This window comes from Dietzia aurantiaca, assembly GCF_021033825.1.
Classification (GTDB): Bacteria; Actinomycetota; Actinomycetes; order Mycobacteriales; family Mycobacteriaceae; genus Dietzia; species Dietzia aurantiaca.
This window is the reverse complement of the sequence record NZ_JAIFXZ010000006.1, coordinates 61,619-84,357: the sequence shown is the minus strand read 5'-3', so window position 1 is coordinate 84,357 and position 22,739 is coordinate 61,619. Positions and strand designations below refer to the sequence as shown.

Sequence of the window (22,739 nt, the reverse complement as noted above, 5' to 3'; positions counted from 1 at the left end):
TGCGAGAAACCGCGACAGGGGGATGTCGCGGTTTCTCAAAGTCTCAGTTCTCGGGGGGAGGGAACTGAGCACCTTGGGGGGATGCCCATGTTTCATGGGCGTGACCATTATCACTTACAGCCGAACGCGGCGCAAGGTCAGTATGGTTGGACCGTGTCCGCCCCCCGCCGTCCCGGCCCCAGGCCACCGCATCGTCGCCGCAGGGTCGCCGCCTTCTTCGATCTCGACAAGACGATCATCGCCACGTCGTCGGTGTTCGCCTTCAACAAGTCGTTCCTCGACGAGGGGATGCTGTCGCGGCGGTCCGTGATCGACCTGGCGTACACGCAGCTGGCGTTCAGTCTGTCGGATGCGGACGACGAACAGATGAAGAAGGTGCGCCAGGCGATGGCGACCGCCACCAAGGGTTGGGAGCCGGCGACCGTCGAGCGGATCGTCACAGAAGGGCTCACCGACACCGTCTCGCCGACCGTCTACGCCGAGGCCCAGGAACTGCTCGCCGAGCACCGCGCGCTGGGGCATGACCTGGTGATCGTGTCGGCCTCCGGCGAGGAACTCATCGCCCCGATCGCCCGGATGCTCGGCGCGGACCACTACGCCGGCACCCGGATGTCCCGCGATGAGAACGGCCGGTACGGCGGCGAGATCGAGTTCTACTGCCAGGGACCGGGCAAGGCGGTGGCGATCCGCGCCTTCGCCGAGCGCTACGGGTACGACCTCGACGCCTGTTACGCCTACTCGGACTCCTCCACCGACCTGCCGATGCTGGAGGAGGTCGGCCACCCGACGGCGGTCAACCCCGACCGTGTGCTGCGGCGCGAGGCACTGGAGCGCGGCTGGCCGATCCTGACGTTCTCCAACCCCACCCCGCTGCTGCCGACCCTCGAGCGTGCAACGGGCCCGATCATCGGCGCAGGGGCGATCGCGGTGGCGGTGGGAGCGGCGGCGTTGGCCTTCGCGCGCGCCACCCGGAACTGACCCCGCCGCCCGATTTCGCACAAACACCAAACTGTCATCGTCCGTCGCCGGACCGCCCTGTGACGATGGCCGGAACGGCCTACGAGCCCGCCGGATTGTTGTGGGTTCCCACCATCGCTACGGGCCCGGCCGGACCGGCATGCTCAAGGCACGGTGGTGAGAACGCCAGGACCGCGACGGAAGAGAAGTCACGGCCCCCCGCTCGATCTACCGTCATCGATATTCCGGAACCCACGCGACGGATGACGCCCGAGAGGCAACCCCGGCCGTGGGTCCGCGCCAGTCGTCACCGACGGTTGTCCCGGACCGGCCACACGGCGGACCACAGGACGCTTGGTACCCGGATCTCTCGATGGAACCGCAGTGAGTTGGCGGGCTGGCCCACGGGCCGGCCCGCCATTCGCGTGTCAGGCGCCTGCCGCGTCGGCGATCGAGGTGGCCTCGCGGGCACCGTTCTCCAGGGCACTACAGCAGTGGAGGATCCAGGTGGCGACGCCGTCCTCGGTGCCGCCGACGAATCCCTCCAGCGCCTCGCGGTGGGCCTGCGGATCCCGGTAGAAGGTCACCTCGGGAACGCCGAGGCAGTGCGGGTCCAGGCCCGTCGACACCACGACCAGCCGGAATGCGACGCGGGCCACGATCCCGTCGGCGGACCCGAACGGCCGCAGCCCCGACAGCTCACCGAGCACGACGGCGGCCAGGACCGGGGCGGGCACACGGGTGCCTCCGGTGACGAGCTCGGCCAGCCCCTGCAGGCGTTCGGCGACCCCGGCGTCCGAACGCGGGCGTCCGAGGCTCGCGGGGGCCACCCCGGGCCCGGACGCGGCGAGAAGATGGAGGTGCGCGAGCTCCTGCAGCGGCGACCGCGTCCACACACCCACCGCCCGGTCCAGAGACTCCCCGGTGAGCTCGCCGGCGACGCGCAACGCGCCGGCCAGCACCTCGTCTGTTTCGGAGTCGGCATCCAGCCGCACGGAGGCTCCCTCGACACCCGCCGAGGCGCGGGCCCCGCGCAGAACGGATTCGGCCGCGGTGGTGGGCCACCCTCGCCGGTTCGCGGGGTGACGGTGCACCGTGGCCAGTGCCGAGCGGGCGGCATCTGCGGCCTCGGCCACGCCGGGCAGCGCCACCAGCGGGGCGAGCGGATCGTCGGCTGGGGAGTTCACGGCATCGAGGTTACCGACCCGCCACCACCCGCGACATGGGGGTATCGCGTCGGACAATCCCACGACACAGCCGATTATCAGCCGTCTCAACCGCTGTCGAGCTGGTGTAATCACGGCTACGACGCCGGCCCCGCCGGGACCCCGGCGCTCATCCCCCCGACCCACGGAGGCCCCGTGAACCTCAAGGAACAGCTCGACGCCCTGCTCGACGCGACCGCCTTCGATTCCACCGGGACCAAGGTCGGCGCGGTGCGCCAGGTCTATGTGGACGATGCCAGCGGAAAGATCACCTTCGCGACCGTCTCCACCGGCATCTTCTCCGCCGACGCGATCGTCCCGCTCCACGGCGCCCGCCTCCTCGACGACGAACTGCACCTCGACCACACCCGCAGCGTCATCCGGGACTCACCGCGCCCTGACAACACCGAGGACGCCCTGACCCCCGAGCAGGAGTTCAAGCTTCTCGAGTACTACGGCATCGAGGCGCCGCACGGGGGCCGTCGCGAGTCCGAGCCGAAGTCCGGCGCCGAGCCCGGAATCAAGGCCGACGCCAAGGTCAGCGCGGCCAAGGCCGACGTGGGCAAGGCCGACGCCCCCGAGCCGAAGTCCGGCGTCGAGAAGCCGAAGGCGGGTTCGAAGTCGCCGGCGAGCCCGGCCCCCGCCCCCGCCGGCAAGGCCACGGCCCCCGGGTCCGCCGCCCCTCGCAGCGGGGTATCCGAGCGTGGCGACGCCGGGGATGTCACCGCCGCCCGGCCCAACGCGAAGACCGCCGAGAAAGACGGGCCCGCCACCGCGCGAGAAGAGAAGGGGACGACGACGACAACGCCGCCCGCCTCCCCCTCCCCCGTGAAGGCCCCCGGTTCCCCGGACCGCACGCCGGGCGCGCGCCCCCGATCCGCCGCGTCCGATTCCGCGCCTACCTCGCAGAACAGCGAGAAGAACGGCTCCGCAGAGCGCGATTGAACGCAGGGGGCTGGGCTCCCCCTTCTGTTCCCCCCGTCGGGTGGGTTACCGAACGCGCTGGCGTAGATGTGACTACGCTCACAGCCATCGGTCCGGTCGTTACCGCCGTGTCGACTCCGGCCGCCGTGAAATCCGTCCCCGAGAGAGAGCCTCTGATGACCGATCACGACCTCAATGAGACCTTCGCGCCTGATCCCGCGTTCGCCGCGCAGGCCAACGTCGGCGCCGACGAGTACGAGCGCGCGTCCGCCGATCGTATGGCCTTCTGGGACGAGCAGGCGCGTCGACTGGACTGGGTTTCCGGTTGGAACGAGGTCCTCGACTGGACCGACGCCCCGGTGGCCAAGTGGTTCGTCGACGGCACCCTCAACGCCTCCTACAACTGTGTGGACCGCCACGTTGAGGCCGGCAACGGCGATCGCGTCGCCATCCACTGGGTGGGCGAGCCCACCGAGGACTCCCGAGACATCACCTACGCCGAACTCAAGGACGAGGTGAGCCGCGCCGCCAACTACCTCAGCTCTCTCGGTCTGGTGGCCGGCGACCGCGTCGCGATCTACATGCCGCTGCTGCCGGAGACCTACGTGGCGATGCTCGCCTGCGCACGTCTCGGCCTGACCCACTCGGTGGTATTCGCCGGGTTCTCGTCCGCGGCGCTGCGATCGCGTGTCGACGACGCCTCGGCGAAGGTGGTCATCACCGCGGACGGGCAGTTCCGCCGTGGCAAGCCCGCCCCGCTGAAGGCGGGCGTGGACGAGGCTCTGGGAGACTCGCTGCCCAGCGTCGACGGCCCGGCCGAGTCCGTGCAGAAGGTTCTCGTGGTCCGTCGCACCGGCATCGACGTGGACTGGCAGGACGAGCGGGACGTGTGGTGGGACGAGGTCGTCCCCGGCCAGTCCACAGAGCACACGCCGGAGGCCTTCGACTCCGAGCACCCGCTGTTCCTGCTGTACACCTCCGGGACCACCGGCAAGCCCAAGGGCATCGTGCACACCACGGGCGGCTACCTCACCCAGGCCTCGTACACCCATGACGTGGTGTTCGACCACAAGCCGGGCAAGGACGTCTATTGGTGCACCGCCGACGTCGGCTGGGTCACCGGCCACACCTACGGCGTCTACGGCCCGCTCTCCAACGGCGCGACCTGCATGGTCTACGAGGGCACGCCCAACTCCCCGAACGAGCACCGGCACTTCGAGATCATCGAGAAGTACGGCGTGACGATCTACTACTCGGCGCCGACCCTCATCCGGACGTTCATGAAGTGGGGTCGAGAGATCCCCAAGTCACACGACCTGAGCTCGATCCGTCTCCTCGGCTCGGTGGGCGAGCCCATCAATCCGGAGGCGTGGCGTTGGTACCGCGAGCACGTCGGCGGCAACGCCGTCCCGATCGTGGACACCTGGTGGCAGACCGAGACCGGCGCCATCATGATCTCCCCGCTGCCGGGCGTCACCGAGACCAAGCCGGGCTCCGCGATGCGGGCGCTGCCCGGGATCGACATCTCCGTCGTCGACGGTGACGCCCAGGAGGTGCCGGCCGAGGAGCAGGGGTTCCTCGTGATCACCGAGCCGTGGCCGGCCATGCTGCGCGGCATCTGGGGCGACATGGAGCGCTACCGCGACACCTACTGGTCCCGCTTCGCCGAGGAGGGTTACTACTTCGCCGGTGACGGCGCCAAGTGGGATGCCGACGGCGCGCTGTGGGTCCTGGGTCGTGTCGACGACGTCATGAACATCTCCGGCCACCGGATCTCGACCTCCGAGGTCGAGTCGGCTCTCGTCGGCCACGACTCCGTCGCCGAGGCCGCTGTCGTCGGCGCCGACGACGAGACCACCGGCCAGGCGATCGTCGCATACGTGATCCTGCGCGAGAGCGCCGTGGACAACCACGACCAGCACCGCTCACTGATCGACGAGCTGCGCGCCCGGGTCTCCACCGAGATATCCCCGATCGCCAAGCCCCGGGACATCACGATCGTGCCCGAGCTGCCCAAGACCCGGTCGGGCAAGATCATGCGCCGACTGCTCAAGGACATGGCCGAGGGACGCGACGGCGGCGACACGTCGACCCTCTCGGATCCGACGATCATGGAGCAGATCCGGACGAAGGGCACGCGCGGCTGACGGGTAGCGCGTGAAGGCAGCCACATGTCGTGGCACGATGGACGGCGGTACACCGGCCGACTGAGAAGACGGTGTATCCGTCGCCGGACAATGGAGGAACAACCGTGAGCCACGCCCAGGGAACCCACAAGCCGACCGAGGCCTCGATCCCCCTGCACGACGCCGACTCGATCGGCCGTGGCGACGCCACCATCGGCACCTTGGTCAAGAATGCTTCCACGCACGTGTCCACGCTGATGCGTGCCGAGATCGAGCTCGCCAAGACCGAGGTCACCGAGCAGGTCAAGAAGGCCGCGACCGGCTCCGGCTTCTTCGCTGCCGCGCTTGTACTGCTGCTCACCTCGTTCTTCCCGTTCGTGTTCATGTGGGCCAAGCTCATCTCGATGTGGTTCGGCACCAAGACCTGGGACTGGATGGGCTTCCTCATCGTGTTCGTGGTCCTGCTGCTCCTGGCCGGCCTGTTCGCGTTCCTCGGCTACCTCAAGATCAAGAAGATCCGTAAGCCGCAGCGCACGATCGACTCGGTCAACGACCTCAAGCTGGCGATGCCCACGGGCGCCGACCCCAAGCCCGGCACCGTGCGGGTCACCGAGACGCCCGAGCCGTCCGCGCGTCGCTGAACTCAGGAGTAGCTGACACGCTGAATCCGGCGCGACTCTGAAACCCCCCGCGCACAGGCCGCCCGACCCGTCGATCGTCAGGATCGACGGGTCGTGGCGGCATCGTGACGTCTCGGCCAACGGCATTCGTCTGCACGTCGCCGAGGCGTTCCCGGCACACACCACGCCGGGCGTGCTCCCGCCCCTGGCACTGCTGATCCACGGGCTCAGCGGCATCTGGTGGACCATGCGTTCGCCCATGCTCGCCCTGGCCGAGGCCGGTTTCCACGCCGTCGCCGTAGACCTCCGGGGCCACGGCGACTCCGACAAACCGCCCCGCGGCTACGACGCCTGGACGCTGGCGTCTGACATCACGAACCTCGTGCGTGCGCTCGGCCACTCGTCCGCCGTCATCGTCGGCCAGGGCGAAGGTGGATTCGTGGCGTGGACCGCCGCCTATCGACGGCCACGCGCGGTGAGGGGCCTCGTCGTCGTCGGATCTCCCCACCCACTGGCCATGCGCACCGCGGCGCTACGCGACCACGGGCAACGGCGTGCGCTCGTGCCCCGCCTGCTGTCCGACCAGGCGCCGCGGTTGCCGGAACGGCGGCTGTTGCGTGACGGGGCGGCCGCCGTCGAGGAGATGCTGCGCAGCCGCTCGGGGCCCGACTGGCCCGAGACCGAGGACTTCCGCGAGTCCGCGAACCTCCTGCGGCGCGCGATGCTCATCCCGAAGGTGGCCCACCTGTCGCTGGAGAGCCGGCGCTGGATGGTGCGGAGCCAGTTCCGCCCCGACGGCCGCGATTTCCGCCACACCGTCGCGGGCGTGCTCGACCAGCCGGTGCTGGGGATCAGCGGCGCGGAGGACAGGTTCGTCCTGCCGGAGACAGTCCGGGCGTCGGCGCCGTGGGCCCGCGACTTCCGGTGCGCCGAGGTGCCGGGCGCCGGCCACTACCCGGCGATGGAGGCCCCCGCGGAGACGTCGCGCCTCATCGTGGACTTCGCCCGCAGCGTCACCGACCCCTGACCGCCCGGCCGGCCCCACGGTCGTCCGCTCCCAACCCACGCCCGTCCGGCCGGCCCCCGGGCACCCGCTCGACCCACGCCCGCCGGCCCACAATCCCCTAACCCACACAGTTGCAAGACATCACCTCTCGATTGCCTGACAGAACGTGCGAAAAACCCCCGCGAGACCGCACCAGGAGTCTTGCAACCGCGAAGGGATGTCTTGCAACTGCCGCTGGGTGCCACCGGATGCTGGGTGCCACTGGCCGTGGGCGCCACTGGGTGTTGATGCCGCCGGGTGTTGATGCCACCGGGGGGCTGTGCACCACAGGGCATCGCTGGGTGTCAACGGGTGTCTGGCGTATGCGTCAGGCCAACCGGTCATGCCCGCCGTCAGGCCGCGCCCACGCAGGAGCCGGTCGGCACGGGGCCCGGGGCCTCGAGCGCCTCCATGAGCTGCGGCAGCACCTGCTCGACGGTGAGCGCGTAGCCGGTGTCGTCGGCATCCATCGCCGCGCCGAACACCACGCCCGCGACCTCGCCCTCCGGCGTGACCAGCGGGCCGCCGGAATTGCCCTCGCGCACGGTGCCCCGCAGGATGTACACCTCGCGCTCGACGGTCTGCTGGCGGTAGATGTCCGGCCCGCGCAGGGTCACGCGCTCGCGGATACGAGCGGCATCCGGGCGGTACGGACCGTTTCCGGGGTAGCCCAGCACGATCGCGTTGTCCCCGGTCCGGGCGCGCTCCGCGGCGAACGGCAGCACCGGCGCCGACAGCTCGGGAACCCTCAGCACGGCCACGTCCACGCCGGGGTCGAAGACCACGACCTCGGCGGGAAGGTCGCGCCCATCAGACTGCACGGTCACCCGGTCCGTGCCCGCCACGACGTGCGCGTTGGTCATCACCAGGCCCGGCGCCGCCACGAAGCCCGAGCCCTCCAGCGCGCGGCTGCACGACTCGGCGCGCCCGAGGATCTTCAGCACCGACGGCTCGACCCGGTTGACGACCTCGGAGGACGAGAGCACCGGGTCCGGCGGCTCCACCTCCTGCAACGGGGTCGTCCCGAACGGCCCGAGGATGTCCGGCAGGCCGGTGGTGCCGAGAACCGAGGTGAACTCCGCCGGGATCCGCTGCAACTGCTCGGGCGCGATGTCGTCGACCTTCGCCAGCACCGACGATCCGCGGACGGCCTTGCCCAGCGGGGTGCCCTCCTGCGCGGCGACGGGCACGGCGACGAGCCACGCCACCAGCAGCATCGCGGCGGCCTGGAACACCGCGCCCACCGTCGAGTCGATGAGTCTGGCCCCGGTGCCCGAGAGGTATCTCCTGGCCGCGCGACCGATGGTGACGCCGGCGATCTGACCGATGATCACCATCACCGCGATGACAGCCAGCCCGGCCGACAGCCTGCCGAGTGGCGAGTCGATCTCACGGACGAGATGGGGCGCGACCAGCAGACCGGAGGTGGCGCCGATGCCCACGCCCAGCAGCGCGAAACCCGAGGCCGCGGCGCCGTTGATCCAGCCCGAGATGGCCGCCGCCGCGGCGAGCGCGAACAGGGCCAGATCGAGCCACTGGGACCCCGTCACCGGTACCCCCGGCGCGGGTTGTCGGCGGGCAGGTCCAGCGGCTCCTCGCCGGGGGGAGCCCCCGCGGCGGAGCCGCCGGGACCGGGGGCCTCGGAGACAGAGGCGCCGGGGGCGGAGCCGTCGACACCAGAAGGATCAGCGTCAGCAGCCGCACCGGTGTCCGTGGCGCCGGCGACCGCGTCGTCGTCGTCATCGCCATGCCCCGAGCGCACGCCGGGCACCCCGGCGACGGTGCGGTCGGCCAACGGATCGGCGTGTTCGCGGCGCGCCTCCTCCGCCGACATGCGGTGCCGCTCGCCGTTTCCGGACGCCTCGAGGGTCTTCTCGAGGTCGCGGATGTCGCTGGTGTCCCAGTCCAGATCCCAGCCGGCCGAGTGGAACATGGCGGCGAGGATGCCGGCGGTGAAGCCCCACACCACCAGGTCGTCGTGTCCGAACGCCGGGCCGGTCCAGCCGGTGGTGTGCCGCAGCAGGAACCGGTTGGCGGGGTCGAGCAGCTCGTCGACGGGCACGGTCATCACCCGCGACGTCTCCCCCGGGTCCACCACGTCGACCTCCATCGGCTCCCGCCAGTAGCCGATCACGGGCGCGACCGAGTAGTTGGAGACCGGGATGTAGAGCTCGGGCAGCACCGCGAGCACGTCCACGCCGTCCGGGTCGAGGCCGGTCTCCTCCCACGACTCGCGCAGGGCCGCCTCGACGGGCCCGCTGTCGGTGTCGTCGACGCCCCCTCCGGGGAACGACACCTGCCCGGAGTGACTGCGCAGCGTCGGCGCGCGGTGCGTGAGCAGGACGCGGGCGTCGCGCGGCGGGCGGGGGCCGGTCGCGTCCGGCGAGCCGGAGAACAGCACGAGCACGGCGGCGTCGCGGTGCGGACGGCCGACCTCGCCTGCGCCGCGGTCCTCGGGCGGGCGCCGCTTGGGCAGCAGCCCGTCGAAGCTGCCGTCGGTGCACGCCGCCAGCAGCGGGTCCATCCAGCCGGGGTGCGGCACGCCGGTGATGTCCCCGGGCCGGGGCACGGGGCCGTCGGTGGTGCGGGGCGTCCACACGGCGGGCGCGTCGGCACGGGGCGTGGAGCCGATGTTCTCGTCGGGAGCGGACCCGCCCCGGGGATCGGCGGTCACACCGTCACCCCGAGGTGCTCGGAGACCGCGTCCAGCACGTCCTGCTCGCTGTACATCGGCTGGATGAGCACGTGCGCCACGGTGCCGTCGGCGCGCACGAAGACGGTCAGCGGAAGCACGGGCGGCGCACCGAGGATCCCGGGCAGCTCCTCCTCCTGGTCGGAGACGGAGATCATCTGATCGATCCCGAGCGCGCCCAGCGTGTCGAAGCCTTTGGTCTCGGACGGGTCGGTGTGGGAGACGACCACCCGCACCCGGTCGCCGAGCGTGTCGGCCGCCTCCTGGATGGCGGGCAGCTCGCGGCGGCACGGCTCGCACCAGTAGGCCCACATGTTGATCACCATCGGCGTGCCGGCCTGGATCTTGCCCAGCGTGGTGGTGGAGCCGTCGTCCATGCAGCGCACCATGAGGCCCGCGACGGGGCCCTCCGTGGTGGCCGCGGCGGCGCTGTCGCGGCACTCGGGGAGGTCGACGGCGGCGCGGGTCTCGGGGTCCACGACCGTGACGGGCTCATCCGGCGAGGGGCCGCCGACGGGCGGCGCGGCCTGGGGAGACAGGGCGGGGGTGTCGTTCCCGGCCTGGGAGGTGGTGTCGTCCTCGGAGCCCCCCAGGGTGGTGAGCAGGGCGACGACGACGCCGACCAGCACCACGAACGCGACGATCGTCCACCGAATCGAGGCGGTCATACCTGATCTCCCAGTCCGACCAACTCCAGAAGGTGGTCTCGTTCGGGCCCGGCCACGAGGCGGGCTGCGGCCACCGGGTCGAGCGGGCCGGCCTCGCCCGCGGACGGGCAGTCGTCGGCCAGGACGCACGCCCCGCACGCAGCGGTACGGGCGTGGCACACGCGGCGGCCGTGGAAGATGATCCGGTGACTGGCATCAGTCCAGGTCGGACGGGGCAGCAGCGTGGCCACCTCACGCTCGATGCGCACCGGGTCGGTCGCCTCCGTCCACTTCCACCGGGCCACCAGTCGCATGAAGTGCGTGTCGACCGTGATGCCCGGGACGCCGAAGGCGTTGCCGAGCACCACATTGGCGGTCTTCCGGCCGAAACCCGGGAGGGTGACCAGGTCCTCGAGCCGCCGCGGCACCTCGCCGTCGTACTTCTCCACCAGGGCCGCGCCGAGGCCCTGGATGCTACGCGCCTTGTTCCGGTAGAAGCCCGTGGGACGGATGAGTGACTCGAGTTCCTCCCGGTCCGAGCCGGCGTAGTCGGCGGCGGTCCGGTACCGCTTGAACAGCGCCGGGGTGACCTCGTTGACACGCTTGTCGGTGCACTGGGCCGACAGGATGGTGGCCACGCTCAGCTCGAGCGGGTCCGTGAAATCGAGCTCGCAGTACACGTGCGGGAACGCGGTCTCGAGTGTGCGGAGCATGCGTCTGGCGCGGCGGGTGCGCCCGAGGTCGGTTTCCACCCCCCTCGCGGCAACCCCTCGCCTGCGACGCTTCGGGGAAGCGGGAGCGGGGTCGGGCATGAGTCCACATTACGGCTACTCAGTCCCCCGGCGAGCAGCCGCTCCGACGAGCTCGCCACCGAGCCGCGCAGGCCACCGTGACACGACCCGCCCCGACCGGCCGGACGGCCGAGGTGCTGATGATCCGGCGCACCCGGGCAGCGGAGGTGGGGCCGGGGGTGGATAATCAGACCCATGCAGGGAATCCTCGTCGTTCTGGTTCCGGTCCTCCTCGCCGGCTTCGCGCTCCTCATGGACAGGTTCGAGTCAGCGATCCTCGCCGAACCCGAACAGATCGAGGCCTGACTGACGCAGTTCGACCGCGCGTTGGTCACACCAGTGGGGCATGAACGACTACAGTGGCTTTCGCCACACGCACGCCATGGCGCGGATCAGCATGTCCGCGCCCGAACGGAGGGTCACAGACTGTGACGATTGATCGCCGCACGGACCAGTCTGCCGACGACGTCCTCACCCGGGCAGGTATTTTCCAGGGTGTCGAACCCGCAGCGGTGTCCGCCCTACGTGACGACCTGACGCGCGAGGAATACTCGAAGGGTGACGTGATCATCCGCGAGGGCGAGCAGGGCGACAGCCTGTACATCGTCACCTCCGGCAAGGTGAAGCTCTCCCGCAAGGCGCCGGACGGTCGCGAGAACCTGCTGTCCATCCTCGGCCCGTCCGACATGTTCGGCGAGCTCTCCATCTTCGACCCGGGCCCGCGCACCTCGTCGGCCGTGTGCGTCACCGACGTGACCGTGCAGGCCATGGACCGGTCCGCGCTCAAGCGCTGGATCGCCGAGCGGCCCGAGATCTCCGACCAGCTGCTGCGGGTGCTCGCGCGTCGTCTGCGTCGCACGAACAACAACCTGGCGGACCTGATCTTCACCGACGTCCCCGGCCGCGTGGCCAAGGCCCTGTTGCAGCTCGCCCAGCGGTTCGGCACGCAGGAGGGCGGCAACATCCGCGTGACGCACGACCTCACGCAGGAGGAGATCGCCCAGCTGGTCGGCGCCTCGCGCGAGACCGTGAACAAGGCCCTGGCCGAGTTCGCGCACCGCGGCTGGCTTCGGCTCGAGGGCAAGAGCGTCATCATCTCGGACACCGAGCGCCTGGCCCGCCGCGCCCGCTGAGTCTCCGCGCCACCGCCGGCCCAGGGGCCCCGGCCTCCGCGCCACCACCAACCCGTCGTCAAGAGAGTTCCGCACACATCGCCCGAGTGGCAGGTGTGCGGAACTCTCTTTTCGTTGCGACGGCAGGCCACCCGCGTGAAGCGGTGCGACCACTCGACGGGTCGGCGCGGGTGCGGGCAAAGGCCGGGCCGTGGCGTCGAGGCCTCGTGGGCGCGAGGCGGGGGTCAGGCAGCGCCCACGTCAGCGCGGCGGATCAGCCGCGGGGGTCAGGCGTCGGAGTCGAGGCGGTCGAGGTAGCGCAGCGCCACCTTGGTCGACTGCTCGGCCACCTTGAGCAGGAACGGCGTCACGTCGCGGTAGATGTGTTGCGTGATCGCGGTGGCGTCGGCATCGCGGCCCAGCTCGGCGCGGGCGGCGATGATCTGCTCGAGCCGATCCCGCCGGTGCCGCCCGAGCACCTGGGCGGCGCGGCCGGTGTCCTCGACGTCCGGCCCGTGCCCGGGGATTCCGGTCACCCCGGCGGCCCGCCCGGCCAGCAGGTCCATGCTGCCCAGGTAGTCGCCGAGGTCGCCGTCGGTCGAGTCGAGCACCGTCGAATCCCGACCCAGGATCGTGTCGCCAAGGACAACGCAGTCGGCCGGCGCGGTGAACCCGGTGCCTGCGGCCCGCACTTCGAGACTCACCGAGTCCGCGGTGTGACCCGGGGTGGCCAGCACGATGATGTCCAGACCGGCGGCGTGGATCACCTCGTCGTCGTCCCCACCACCGGGCACCAACGGCGCCGCGTCGCGGCAGAAGCGCTCCTGCACGGCCCGCACGGGCGCATCGGTGAACGCGCGGAGGTGGTCGATGCCGTCGGTGTGATCACCGTGGCGATGGGTGACGACGACGAGCTCGATCTCCCCCACGATCGCCGCGATCCGCTCGGCGTGCGCGCGGTCGTCGGGCCCCGGGTCCACCACCACGCAGGTCGGCGATCCGGGCGCCCGCAGGACGACCGTGTTGGTCCCCTCGAACGTCATCTCGGAGGGGTTGTCGCAGAGGATGACCCCGGACAGCTCCGTGACGGGGCGCAGCGTCTCGTACGCCGGAAAACTGATGGGGGCCAGTCCTGCAGACATCTGATCTATCCCTCGACCTCGATGATGAGCTCGACCTCGACCGGCGCGTCGAGCGGCAGCTCCGAGACGCCCACGGCCGACCGGGCGTGGACGCCGGCGTCGCCGAAGATCTCACCCAGCACGTCCGAGGCGCCGTTGAGCACGGCCGGCTGACCGTTGAATCCCGGCGCGGAGGCGACGAATCCCACGACCTTGACGATCCGCACCACGCAGTCGATGCCGACGAGACCGTCGACCGCGGCGAGCGCGTTGAGTGCGCAGGTGCGGGCCAGGTCCGTGGCCTGCTCGGGCGACACCGCGGCACCGACCTTGCCGGTCGCGACGAGCGCGCCGTCGACCATCGGCAGCTGGCCGGAGGTGTAGACGAAGTTGCCGGCCCGCGTGGCGGGGACGTAGTTGGCGACCGGCGGCACGACCGTCGGCAGCTCCAGCCCCATCTGCTCCAGCTTGCGGCTCCAGTAACCGGCGGGCTCGGTCTCGGGCATCAGAGCTGACGCTTCATGTAGGCGACATGCTGTTCGCCCGTGGGGCCGGGCAGCACGGAGACCAGCTCCCAGCCGTCGCCTCCCCACTGATCGAGGATCTGCTTGGTGGCGTGCGTCAGCAGGGGAACCGTCACGTACTCGAACCGGGGGGCACTGGTGGCTTCGCTCATGCCCCCACTCTAGGGAAGTCGGGAGCGACCCGCGCGGGATGGTCACTGGGCTTAGTCTGGAGCACATGCCGTCCACTGAGAGTTCGGGCCCCCAGGCGCCACCGCGGCCGACCATCGCCGACGAGTTGTCCACCGGCTGGTCCGACGACTCGACGCGCGCCGATCTGCACTACGTGTCCGGAAAGGGCGGCACCGGCAAGACGACGGTCGCCACCTCCCTCGCGCTCGCGCTGGCCTCGACCGGCAAGAAGGTCCTGCTGGTGGAGGTCGAGGAGCGTCAGGGCATCGCCCGGATCTTCGACCGGTCCCCGCTGCCCTACCGCGAGGAACTGGTCGCGCGGGTCGACGGCGGCGGCAGGGTGTACGGGCTGGCGATCGACATCGAGGCCGCGATGCTCGACTACCTCGACACGTTCTACCGCCTCGGCGTGGTGGGCAGGGTGATGAAGTCGGTCGGCGCGATCGAGTTCGCCACCACCATCGCGCCCGGCCTCAAGGACGTGCTGCTCACCGGCAAGATCTACGAGGTCGTCACGCGCGAGCGCGCCAAGAAGGAGGTCGTCTACGACGCCGTGGTGGTGGACGCCCCGCCCACGGGCCGGATCGGCAAGTTCCTCGACGTGACCACCGCGATGGCCGACCTCGCCGGCGGCGGCGGTCCGATCCGACGCCAGGCGGAGGCGGTGGCCGAGCTGGTCCACTCCGAGCGCACCGTCGTCCACCTGGTGACGCTGCTCGAGTCGCTGCCGGTGCAGGAAACCCTCGAGGCGATCACCGAGCTCAAGGGCCACGGCCTGCGGATGGGACAGGTGGTCATCAATCGCGCCGAGTCCCGCCATCTGGACGACGCCGCGCTTGAGCGCGTCGCCGAGGAGGAGATCGACGCCGCGGCCGTACTCGCCGGCCTCGAGGCCACCGGTGTCGAGGTCGACGACGAAGGGCTTCAGGGGCTCCTGGTGGAGGCCATCGAACACGCCCGCGTCGCACGCGGTCAGCTGCGGGCCGGCGAAACACTCACGTCGGCCGGCTGCCCGACCCTCGTCCTTCCCGTCCTGCCGCACGGGGTCGAGGTCACCGATCTCTACGACCTCGCCTCCGCCCTCGTCGACCAGGGAGTCCGCTGACATGGCCAGTCATCTCGACATCACCGCACTGCTCACCGACCTCCGGACCCGCGTGGTGGTCTGCACCGGGGCCGGCGGTGTGGGTAAGACCACCACGGCCGCGGCCGTCGCGTTGCGGGCCGCCGAGCTCGGACGCGACACCGTGGTCCTGACCATCGACCCGGCCCGCCGGCTGGCCCAGGCTCTCGGAATCGACGAGCTCTCCAACGAGCCCTCCCCCGTGGCACTCACCGCGGAGCAGGGCGAGGCGGGCGGGTCATTGCACGCGATGATGCTCGACATGCGACGCACCTTCGATGAACTGGTCACCGCCAACACCACGCCCGAGAAGGCCCGGTCGATCCTCGACAACCGCTTCTACCAGACGATGGTCACCTCGTTCGCGGGCACGCAGGAATACATGGCCATGGAGAAGCTCGGGCAACTGCTCGAGGATTCGACGTGGGATCTCGTCGTCGTCGACACTCCTCCCTCCCGCAACGCGCTCGACTTCCTCGACGCCCCGAGCCGGCTCGGCTCGTTCCTCGACAGCCGACTCATGCGGCTGCTGTCCGCGCCCGGCCGCGGCGTCGGGCGGCTGGTGACCGGCGCGATGAGCACCGCCATGCGCGGGGTATCCGCGGTCGTCGGCTCGTCGATGCTGGGGGACGCGTCCGAGGTGGTGGTGGCGCTCGACACGACCTTCGGCGGGTTCACCGCACGCGCCGCACGCACGCAGGAGATCCTGCGGCGCAAGGGCACCGAGTTCCTGGTGGTCTCCTCGGCCGAGCGGCCGGCGCTGCGCGAGGCCGCGTTCTTCGCCGAACGACTGTCCGAGGAGAACATGCCGCTGTCGGGAGTGGTGATCAACCGGACGCATCCGCGGCTGACCGACATCAGCGCCGAGCAGGCCGGGGCCGCCGCTGACCGACTCGTCGGCGAGAATCCCGAGGCCGAAGCCGTGCTGCGAATCCACGCCGACCGCGCCCGGACCGCCCGGCAGGAACTACGCCTGTTGGAGTCGTTCACCGACACCCACCCGGACGTACGGATCGTGGGCGTGCCCTCGCTGCCGTTCGACATCTCCAACATCGAGGCGTTGCGCGCGGTGGGCGATCAGCTCTGCGGGTAGGGCTGACCGCCCGTCGCTTCCGGGCGTGACCGTCGAGCGGCCCGGCCTGACCGCCGAGCATCCGGGACGCCCGTCGACGGACGTCCCGGCGCGAGGGGTCAGTAGACGGCGGAGTGTCGCTCGATCTGCTGGGCGAAGAAGTCCGCCCAGGACCGGACCTCGGGGTGCTGCTTGAGCAGTGCGCGACGCTGACGCTCGGTCATGCCGCCCCAGACGCCGAACTCGACCCGGTTGTCCAGCGCGTCAGCACGACACTGGAGCAGCACCGGGCAGTGGCGGCAGATGGAGGCCGCCTTACGCTGGGCGGCTCCGCGGACGAAGAGTTCATCCGGATCGATGTCCTTGCAGCGGGCCTGGGCCACCCATTCCTGGCGGCCCTCCCCGATAATGGTCTCCTCGGAGCCGAGAGGATTGCTTGAACCGGGGCGGACCCCGACGTCGGAGGAGCGGGAAGTCCCGGGAAGGGTAGCCGTCATCGAAAAACCCCTGTCTGCAAGGAACAACGGGCGCCAGTCGCACGCTGTTCCGGCCTTCTGAATACACCCGGCGCGGCGTACTCACCGTGTCCGCGAAGGCCTCGCATGGGCTGAGACTTGTGATGAAGGTCTCATTCATTTCGAAACGCCTCGCGTTCCCTCATATTGTTACCGCAGTCACACAACAGAAGTAAAGAGTCGTGTCCAGGTCCGGCCGCAGAGGGTGGCGTGGCGGGGGTGGTCACGTACTCTGTGCACGTGTCGGGTATGAGTTCGCTGGGGAAGCTGGTCGCGACCTGCGTCGCTGCCGGGGTGGTGGCTGCCGGGGCTCTGTTCCCGCTGGCCGGAGCGGCCGGACTCGCGTCCAACAAGATGGCCGATTCCTTAGCCGGAACGTCGGCTGACCTGATCAAGGGCGACCTGCCGTCCATCTCCACGGTCACCGACGCGAACGGCGAGCCCATCGCCTGGCTCTACGACCAGCAGCGGGTACTCGTCCCCAGCGAAGAGATCTCGCAGAACATGAAACTCGCGATCATCGCGATCGAGGACCGGCGGTTCGCCGACCACAACGGGGTGGACTGGCGAGGCACGGTCCGCGCCGCCCTGACCAACGCCACGTCCGGCGAGGTCGAGCAGGGCGCGTCGACGATCGACCAGCAGTTGGTGAAGAACTACCAGTTCCTCGTCTCCGCGGAGAACGACGCGGAGCGCCGGGCCGCGGTGGAGACGACCCCCGCGCGCAAGATCAAAGAGATCCGGATGGCGCTCACCCTCGACGGCGAGATGAGCAAGGACGACATCCTCACCAAGTACCTCAACCTCATCTCCTTCGGCAACGGCTCGTTCGGCATCCAGACCGCCGCGCAGACGTACTTCGGTGTCGACGCCGCCGACCTCACGGTCCCCCAGGCGGCGATGCTCGCCGGAATGGTGCAGTCGACCAGCCAGTTCAACCCGTACGCCAACCCCGAAGACACCAAGCAGCGCCGCGACACCGTCATCAGGACGATGGTCGACACCGGCGCCATCACCCCGTCCGAGGGCGCGCAGTTCGTCGACGAGCCCCTCGGCGTCCTCGAGCGGCCCAACTCCCATCCCCGCGGCTGCATCACCGCGGGAGATCGCGGGTTCTTCTGCGACTACGTGCTCCAGTACCTCGACGAGAACGGCCTGAGCCGGTCGATGGTCGAGGAGGGCGGCTACACCATCCGCACGACCCTGGACGAGACCGTCCAGGCCAACGTCCAACGCGCGCTCGACACCTATGGCAACCCCGCCACCGAAGGCGTGGCCGAGGTGATGAGCGTCGTGCGCCCGGGCAAGGAGTCCCACAAGGTCGTCGCGATCGCCTCGAGCCGCCAGTACGGGCTCGAGCTGGGCGACAGCCAGACCGTCCAACCGCAGCCGTTCTCCCTGGTCGGTGACGGTGCCGGCTCGGTGTTCAAGATCTTCACGGTCGCGGCGGCCCTGGAGAAGGGCATGGGTGCCGACACGACCCTGTCCGTTCCGAACCGCGTCCAGGTGTCCGGGCTCGGTGCGGGCGGCGCCCGCGGCTGTCCCCCCGGCCAGTACTGCGTGGAGAACGCGGGCTCCTACCCGGGCTCCCTGTCCGTGACGGACGCCCTCGCCCAGTCGCCCAACACCACGTTCGTCAACCTCATCAAGGACGTCGGGGTGGCCCCCACCGTGGACATGGCCACGCGCCTGGGCATGCGCTCCTACGAGCGCAAGGGCACCGCGGCCGACGGCGACTCGATCAGCGGGTTCATCAAGAAGAACAACCTCGGCTCCTTCACCCTGGGCCCGTCGGCCGTGAACGCGCTCGAGCTGTCCAACGTCGGTGCCACCCTGTCCTCCGGCGGCGTCTGGTGCCCCCCGAGCCCCATCGAGTCGATCACCGATCGCACCGGCAAGCGCGTCGAACTGAACGAGCCGGGCTGCGAGCAGGTGGTCGACGAGGGCCTCGCGAACACCCTCGCCGTCGCCATGTCCAAGGACTCGGTGGGCGCGGGCACCGCGGCCGGGGCGGCCGGTAGCGCCGGGTGGAACCTGCCGATGTCCGGCAAGACGGGGACCACCGAGGCCAACCGCTCGTCGGCGTTCCTGGGCTTCACCAACAACTACGCGGCCGCCGTCTACGCCTTCAACGACGGCACCACCACCACCGAGCTGTGCACCAGCCCGCTCCGGCAGTGCTCGTACGGCAACCTGTTCGGCGGCAATGAGCCTGCACAGACCTGGTACTCGGCGTTCTCCCCGATCGCGGACATCTACGGACCGGTGTCGCTGCCGTCCCCGGATCCCGCCTACCAGCGGGGCACCAGCCGATCCGGAATGCCGGACGTCGAGGGGATGAGCCAGTCCGCCGCGACGTCGCTGCTCACCAATGCCGGCTTCATCGTCAACACCCAGTTCGTCTCCGGCGCCGGGCGCCCCTACGGCACGGTCGTTGGCGTTGACGGCGGGACCGGCATCCCCGGATCCCAGGTCACGTTGCGGGTGTCCGACGGCTCCGGTGGCGGAGCGGGCGGCGGCGCTTCCGGCGGTCAGGGTGCAAGCGGCCCGAACGCCCCGATCGGCGACGAGCCCGTGGTGCTCGAGGTGCCCGGATTGGCCCCGATCACCATCTCGCCGCCGAGATAGGCCTGCGTTTCGCCGGTAGTCTGGACGGATGCAGCGCCCCACTCGCAAGACCCGCAGTTCCACTCAGTCGGCCACCCGTGCGGCGGCCCTGGTCGCCGGGGCCGTCGTCGCCGGGACCGCCTACGCGAGCGGCTGGGAGCGCAACAATTTCGCTCTGCGCCGCCAGTCTCTGCCCCTGCTGGCCCCCGGGTCCGAGCCGCTGAGAATCCTGCACATCTCGGACCTGCACATGATGCCGGGCCAGAGGCGTAAGCAGCAGTTCCTGACCTCGCTGGCCGCGCTCGAGCCGGACCTTGTGATCAACACCGGCGACAACCTGTCGAGTGAGCGGGCGGTGCCGTCGGTCGTCCAGGCGCTCGGCCCGCTGCTCGGCCGGCCCGGTGCGTTCGTGTTCGGCTCGAACGACTACTACGCGCCGGTGCCCAAGAATCCTCTGCCCTACATCGGGATCGGCCGGAAGAAGCACTCCTCCATCCCGTTGCCGTGGCGGGATCTGCGGGCGGCGTTCGCCGAGCGCGGCTGGGTCGACGCCACCCATCGCCGCGCCGAGATCAATGTCGACGGGCGTCGTGTGCTGGTCGCCGGCGTCGACGACCCGCATATCGGCCGGGACCACTACGACGAGATCGCGGGGCCTGCCGGTCCCGCGTTCGATCTGCGCATCGGCCTGGCGCACACTCCTGAGCCGCGGGTCCTCGACCGGTTCGACGCGGACGGCTACGACCTCGTGTTCGCCGGCCACACCCACGGCGGGCAGCTGTGCCTGCCCACAGGCGCGATCGTCACCAACTGCGGCATCGACCGCTCGCGGGTGCAGGGCCTGTCGGCGTGGGGCCGTAACCTCATCCTGCACGTGTCGGCGGGGCTCGGGACCTCGCCGTTTGTGCCTGTCCGGACGTTCTGTCGGCCCGAGGCCACGCTGTTGGAACTGGTCGCCGTTCCGGGAGGCGGCGACGACGACGCCGAGGTCCCGGTGACGCCTCTACAGGAACGGATTCCACAGCCCGCCTGACCCGGTTTCGCGATTCGCGGGGTGGGGCGCTAGAGTATCCATCGTTGTCACCGGGGTATGGCGCAGCTTGGTAGCGTGCTTCGTTCGGGACGAAGAGGTCGTGGGTTCGAATCCCGCTACCCCGACAATGGGAAGTCCCGGGTCACGGAAGTGGCCCGGGACTTCCGCCATTTGCGCGTATTCGCTGACCTGCAGGATGACTGCGATCCGGAGCTCCTGCTCTGTGGCGGCGATCTCCGTCACCTCTCCTCTGATTTTCGGTGCACCCCGGTCTCGCCGGTCCGTAAGGTCGTGGCATGACCTCCCAGAACGACGCCCCCCACGCCGATTCCGCCGCCGCCGCCACCGCAGTCGGCGCCTCTGCCGCTGACGCCGCGTCCGACGCTGCCGACGCCACCGCGTCCGACGCCGCCTCCCCGGTCCACCCGAACCTCGGCCGCATCACCACGAGCGGCAGGGGCGACGCCGAGCTGTCCGTTGCGCTGCAGAAGGTCCTCGACGGCGCGTGGGCGGATACGCGGGCGGACACTCGCGCGGCCATGACCCGGGACATGGTCAACCCGCTCGGGCTGACCATGGAGGAACAGCGGGCCCACACGTTGACGCAGTTGCAGCGTCTCGCCGAATCGAGGATGCCACGGCTCGGATTCCGCGAGGAGGACGGCGGCACCGGTGACACGGGCGCCGCCCTCACCTCGTTCGAGCTGCTGGGCCACCTGGACCTGTCGGTGATGGTCAAGGCCGGTGTGCAGTGGGGACTGTTCGGCGGGGCGATCGCCAACCTCGGCGACGCGGAGACCCGTAAGAAGTACCTGCCGAGCGTGATGTCGCTGGACCTGCTGGGCTGCTTCGCGATGACGGAGATCGGCCAGGGCTCCGATGTGCAGAACCTGGAGACCACGGCGACTTTCGATGCCGACACCGGCGAGTTCGTGGTCAACACCCCCACCCCGAGTGCGGAGAAGGCCTACATCGGCAACGCCGCGCGCGACGGCCGGCTGGCCGCCGTGTTCGCTCAGCTCATCACTGTCGAGAACGGCGAGGAACTGCGCCACGGCGTCCACTGCCTGCTCGTGCCGATCCGGGACGACGCCGGTGACGTCATGCCCGGCGTGACGATCACCGACCACGGCCACAAGGGCGGCCTGCTCGGCGTGGACAACGGGCGGATCAGGTTCGACGAGGTCCGGGTCCCGCGGGCGGCGCTGCTCAACCGGTTCGGTTCCGTCGACGAGCAGGGCCGCTATTCCTCGCCGATCGACTCGGTGGGGGCCCGGTTCTTCACGATGCTCGGCACGCTGATCCGCGGCCGGGTGTCGGTGGGCGCGGCGTCGGGCGCCTCGGCCCGCACGGCGCTGGCGCTGGCGGTGCGCTACTCGCTGATCCGCCGCCAGTTCGACCACCCGGAGACGGGCAAGGGTATCCCGCTGCTGGAGTACCGCGAGCACCAGCGTCGCCTGATGCCGCTCGTCGCCCGCGCGTACGCCTACGCCTGCGCGCAGAACGCGATCGTGGCCGAGCTCGCCGAGTTCGAGAAGAACCCGGACGCCTTCGACGAGGTACGCCGTCGCGAGATGGAGACCCACGCCGCCGGAATCAAGGCCACGGTCACCTCGTTCGCCAACGACACCATCACCGAGGCGCGCCTGGCCTGCGGCGGCGCCGGCTACATGGCCGAGAACCTGCTCACGGAGATGCGCAAGGACTGCGACGTGTTCTCGACGTTCGAGGGCGACAACGTGGTGCTCACCCAGCTCGTCGGCAAGGAGCTGATGAGCGCCTACGCGGCGGAGTTCGGCGACATGGACCAGCGCGAGACCGTGGCGTTCGCGTTCAACACGGTCGCCGACGTGGTGCAGGAGAAGGCCCGCACGTCGACGCTGTGGCAGAAGCTCGTCGACGCGGTGACGGACCGCGAGCACACCGACATCCTGGACCGCGGCAACCAGCTCGAGCTGCTCGTAGACCGCGAGGAGCACCTGCTCGAGACCGTGGCCCGGCGTCTGCGTAAGGCCCAGGGGCAGGACGGCTCGGCGGCGTTCAAGGTGTTCAACTCGGCCCAGGACCACCTGCTGCAGGCCGGACGAGCGCACATGGACAGCTGGGTGTTCTCCCGGTTCGCCGAGGCCGTCGACGCCTGCGAGGACCCGGAGGCCAAGGAGGTCCTGGGCATGCTGTGCGACCTGTACGTGCTCGACATCGTGGATCGCGACAAGGGTTGGTTCCTCGAGCACAACCGCCTGACCACCGAGCGCACCAAGGCGGCCACCGCGGCCTACAACCGGCTGTGCACGAAGCTCGCCGGCCGGGCGCGGACGCTGGTCGACGCCTTCGCGGTCCCCGAGTTCGTGTTCGAGGTTCCGATGCTCAACGGCGGCGGCGTGGACAGCATCACGGATCCCGCCGACGCCTGACCGACGCCTGACCGACACCTGCCCGACGCCTGCCCCCTCC

General features: G+C 70.2%; 20 protein-coding genes and 1 tRNA gene. 12 read left to right on the top strand and 9 right to left on the bottom strand.

Annotated elements, in window-relative coordinates; all coding sequences use genetic code 11:
- Window positions 1–153 precede the first annotated feature (153 nt).
- The gene (locus K3888_RS08660; RefSeq protein ID WP_230929858.1) at window positions 154–978 is read left to right on the top strand and encodes an HAD family hydrolase; all 825 of its coding nucleotides are present in this window, start codon (window positions 154–156) and stop codon (window positions 976–978) included.
- A gap of 407 nt (window positions 979–1,385) precedes the next feature.
- Here K3888_RS08660 and K3888_RS08655 read toward each other — a convergent pair whose 3' ends face one another.
- On the bottom strand, window positions 1,386–2,144 hold the full coding sequence (locus K3888_RS08655) for a Fic family protein (protein ID WP_230929857.1): 759 nt from the start codon (window positions 2,142–2,144) through the stop codon (window positions 1,386–1,388).
- Between the two features lie 174 nt (window positions 2,145–2,318).
- On the opposite strand from K3888_RS08655, the gene K3888_RS08650 reads away from it, so the two are divergent.
- The 4 genes from K3888_RS08650 to K3888_RS08635 all read left to right on the top strand — a co-directional run bounded on the left by K3888_RS08650 (window position 2,319) and on the right by K3888_RS08635 (window position 6,859).
- Window positions 2,319–3,107, top strand: a complete 789-nt coding sequence (locus K3888_RS08650) for a PRC-barrel domain-containing protein (RefSeq protein WP_230929856.1) — start codon at window positions 2,319–2,321, stop codon at window positions 3,105–3,107.
- A gap of 155 nt (window positions 3,108–3,262) precedes the next feature.
- Window positions 3,263–5,233, top strand: a complete 1,971-nt coding sequence (gene acs, locus K3888_RS08645) for an acetate--CoA ligase (RefSeq protein WP_230929855.1) — start codon at window positions 3,263–3,265, stop codon at window positions 5,231–5,233.
- A 104-nt stretch (window positions 5,234–5,337) separates the two neighbouring features.
- Window positions 5,338–5,853: a phage holin family protein gene (locus K3888_RS08640; protein WP_230929854.1), complete on the top strand. Its 516-nt coding sequence runs from the start codon at window positions 5,338–5,340 to the stop codon at window positions 5,851–5,853.
- A 172-nt stretch (window positions 5,854–6,025) separates the two neighbouring features.
- Complete coding sequence (locus K3888_RS08635; protein WP_230929853.1) at window positions 6,026–6,859, top strand: alpha/beta fold hydrolase; 834 nt, start codon at window positions 6,026–6,028, stop codon at window positions 6,857–6,859.
- A 371-nt stretch (window positions 6,860–7,230) separates the two neighbouring features.
- Here the strand turns inward: K3888_RS08635 and K3888_RS08630 are convergent, their stop codons facing one another.
- Genes K3888_RS08630 through nth form a run of 4 tightly spaced genes read right to left on the bottom strand, consistent with a single transcriptional unit; the run spans window position 7,231 to window position 10,929 of the window.
- Complete coding sequence (locus K3888_RS08630) at window positions 7,231–8,427, bottom strand: MarP family serine protease (protein WP_230929852.1); 1,197 nt, start codon at window positions 8,425–8,427, stop codon at window positions 7,231–7,233.
- Window positions 8,424–9,551 (bottom strand): NUDIX hydrolase, encoded by a 1,128-nt coding sequence (locus K3888_RS08625; protein ID WP_230929851.1) that lies wholly within the window; start codon window positions 9,549–9,551, stop codon window positions 8,424–8,426. Before K3888_RS08625 ends, K3888_RS08630 begins: the two co-directional genes overlap by 4 nt.
- On the bottom strand, window positions 9,548–10,237 hold the full coding sequence (locus K3888_RS08620; protein ID WP_230929850.1) for a TlpA family protein disulfide reductase: 690 nt from the start codon (window positions 10,235–10,237) through the stop codon (window positions 9,548–9,550). Before K3888_RS08620 ends, K3888_RS08625 begins: the two co-directional genes overlap by 4 nt.
- Entirely contained in the window at window positions 10,234–10,929 is a 696-nt protein-coding gene (nth, locus tag K3888_RS08615) for an endonuclease III (RefSeq protein WP_230929849.1), read from the bottom strand. The genes K3888_RS08620 and nth overlap by 4 nt, the downstream gene beginning before the upstream one ends.
- Window positions 10,930–11,435: 506 nt before the next feature.
- Here nth and K3888_RS08610 point away from each other — a divergent pair.
- Window positions 11,436–12,140 carry a Crp/Fnr family transcriptional regulator gene (locus tag K3888_RS08610; protein ID WP_295653576.1) on the top strand — a complete coding sequence of 235 codons (705 nt, stop codon included), beginning with the start codon at window positions 11,436–11,438 and terminating at the stop codon, window positions 12,138–12,140.
- Between the two features lie 266 nt (window positions 12,141–12,406).
- Here the strand turns inward: K3888_RS08610 and K3888_RS08605 are convergent, their stop codons facing one another.
- From K3888_RS08605 to K3888_RS08595, 3 genes are read right to left on the bottom strand one after another with little or no spacing between them, the layout of a single operon-like run.
- On the bottom strand, window positions 12,407–13,261 hold the full coding sequence (locus tag K3888_RS08605) for an MBL fold metallo-hydrolase (protein ID WP_230929848.1): 855 nt from the start codon (window positions 13,259–13,261) through the stop codon (window positions 12,407–12,409).
- Window positions 13,262–13,266: 5 nt separating this feature from the next.
- A complete protein-coding gene (locus K3888_RS08600; RefSeq protein WP_230929847.1) occupies window positions 13,267–13,746 on the bottom strand; it encodes a RidA family protein in 480 nt (159 codons plus the stop codon).
- Complete coding sequence (locus K3888_RS08595; protein ID WP_230929846.1) at window positions 13,746–13,916, bottom strand: DUF4177 domain-containing protein; 171 nt, start codon at window positions 13,914–13,916, stop codon at window positions 13,746–13,748. The genes K3888_RS08600 and K3888_RS08595 overlap by 1 nt, the downstream gene beginning before the upstream one ends.
- Window positions 13,917–13,981: 65 nt before the next feature.
- On the opposite strand from K3888_RS08595, the gene bagA reads away from it, so the two are divergent.
- Window positions 13,982–15,040 carry an ATPase BagA gene (gene bagA / locus K3888_RS08590; RefSeq protein WP_230929845.1) on the top strand — a complete coding sequence of 353 codons (1,059 nt, stop codon included), beginning with the start codon at window positions 13,982–13,984 and terminating at the stop codon, window positions 15,038–15,040.
- 1 nt (window position 15,041) lies between these two features.
- Complete coding sequence (bagB, locus tag K3888_RS08585) at window positions 15,042–16,151, top strand: ArsA family ATPase (protein ID WP_230929844.1); 1,110 nt, start codon at window positions 15,042–15,044, stop codon at window positions 16,149–16,151.
- Between the two features lie 98 nt (window positions 16,152–16,249).
- Here the strand turns inward: bagB and K3888_RS08580 are convergent, their stop codons facing one another.
- Entirely contained in the window at window positions 16,250–16,627 is a 378-nt protein-coding gene (locus K3888_RS08580) for a WhiB family transcriptional regulator (RefSeq protein WP_230929843.1), read from the bottom strand.
- Window positions 16,628–16,894: 267 nt separating this feature from the next.
- Between K3888_RS08580 and K3888_RS08575 the strand changes: the two genes are divergently transcribed.
- The 4 genes from K3888_RS08575 to K3888_RS08560 all read left to right on the top strand — a co-directional run bounded on the left by K3888_RS08575 (window position 16,895) and on the right by K3888_RS08560 (window position 22,699).
- On the top strand, window positions 16,895–19,273 hold the full coding sequence (locus tag K3888_RS08575) for a transglycosylase domain-containing protein (protein WP_230929942.1): 2,379 nt from the start codon (window positions 16,895–16,897) through the stop codon (window positions 19,271–19,273).
- Between the two features lie 28 nt (window positions 19,274–19,301).
- On the top strand, window positions 19,302–20,285 hold the full coding sequence (locus K3888_RS08570) for a metallophosphoesterase (protein ID WP_230929842.1): 984 nt from the start codon (window positions 19,302–19,304) through the stop codon (window positions 20,283–20,285).
- A 51-nt stretch (window positions 20,286–20,336) separates the two neighbouring features.
- Window positions 20,337–20,410 (top strand) — tRNA-Pro (locus K3888_RS08565).
- A 171-nt stretch (window positions 20,411–20,581) separates the two neighbouring features.
- Window positions 20,582–22,699 carry an acyl-CoA dehydrogenase family protein gene (locus tag K3888_RS08560; RefSeq protein ID WP_230929841.1) on the top strand — a complete coding sequence of 706 codons (2,118 nt, stop codon included), beginning with the start codon at window positions 20,582–20,584 and terminating at the stop codon, window positions 22,697–22,699.
- Window positions 22,700–22,739 lie beyond the last annotated feature (40 nt).